Origin of the sequence: Bacteroides fragilis (genome assembly GCF_019583405.1) — a bacterium.
In the GTDB taxonomy this organism is placed as follows: domain Bacteria; phylum Bacteroidota; class Bacteroidia; order Bacteroidales; family Bacteroidaceae; genus Bacteroides; species Bacteroides fragilis_B.
The window spans coordinates 1-1,126 of sequence record NZ_SZUU01000036.1 but is presented as its reverse complement, the minus strand read 5'-3'; the positions used below and the strand labels follow the sequence as shown (position 1 = coordinate 1,126).

Sequence of the window (1,126 nt, the reverse complement as noted above, 5' to 3'; positions counted from 1 at the left end):
TATAAGTCCGGAAAGGCTGTTTGATACCACTTTTATTATGCGTAAGTTTGTGTATTACAATCAGATATAACAGTCTTGAATACACGGTGGTGTTTCAAAAAACGTACGTCTTTTGAAACACCATTTTTACTCTTCGCACTGAATGCAAGGGAAATAGATAAATGATTGATAATTAAAACAATGTAGAAATATTTGCACAGATGAAAAAAGCGCCTTATCTTTGTTGCATCAGACGTACGTCTTTTGAAACATCATTCCCCAAAGTTAAATTTGCATCTTAGTCAACCTTCTTGGTCCATAAAAGGGTGGTTCATAAATTGATCTCCACTTCTTCTCAAAAATTGTCCAATAATCTAATTATGTGCGTGTTGTCCAAAAGTCTTTATTTAGTGGCTTTTATTATTCAAAATATCTAATCGATCCATAGCTTATATACCTTTGAAGATCTTGGTCATGAATAACAATTAATTATTTAACACAACGAACTGCCAGCCCGGATGCCAAATAATCAAGGCCTATTCCTGCCGAACCATTGGAAAAAACGAAGCGTTTAGCATCGTTTTTATTATATGTCGAAGTCCAATACTGTCCATCTGTGCCTCCACCACTAGTAGGATTACCGGTCGAACTGCCTCCACCCCAACCTATCCCTCCAGAAGCCAATAGAAAAATACCAATACTCTTATTCATAAACCACATGCCACCATTTGTCAACACCTTATCTGTACATCGGGATAATGGAAGGTAGTCACTTTCGGATGGGGTACGCCACCCTGTACCATAGTATGCAGTATTTAATCTTGAACATGGATCTATGTTATTTGTAGTTTTGTTCCCTGTATAAGTGCTATTCCAAGTATAATAATAACCTCTATCTGTTGCAGTAGTCCACACGTAATTCGTACTTCCGGTACTCTTCAAATTTCCCGTGGCCCATCTCAGCTTTGCCAAGTTATTCTTATCATTTGTGGTACATCCGTTTTGTGTCAGGTTAATGTTACTTGCCGCCAATTGTATCCCCAATTCAAACTTCAGTGTAATGGTATAACTCTTTCCCGGTAGCAACTGCACATTCTGGCTCGAGGTGATATTCCGGTTATTCGCATTGAAGTAATTACTAAGTTTC

Annotated in this window: 1 pseudogene; it reads right to left on the bottom strand. The window is 37.8% G+C overall.

Annotated elements, in window-relative coordinates:
• Nucleotides 1-468 precede the first annotated feature (468 nt).
• Nucleotides 469-1,126: pseudogene (locus tag FDF36_RS20995) on the bottom strand (hypothetical protein); the annotation flags it as partial.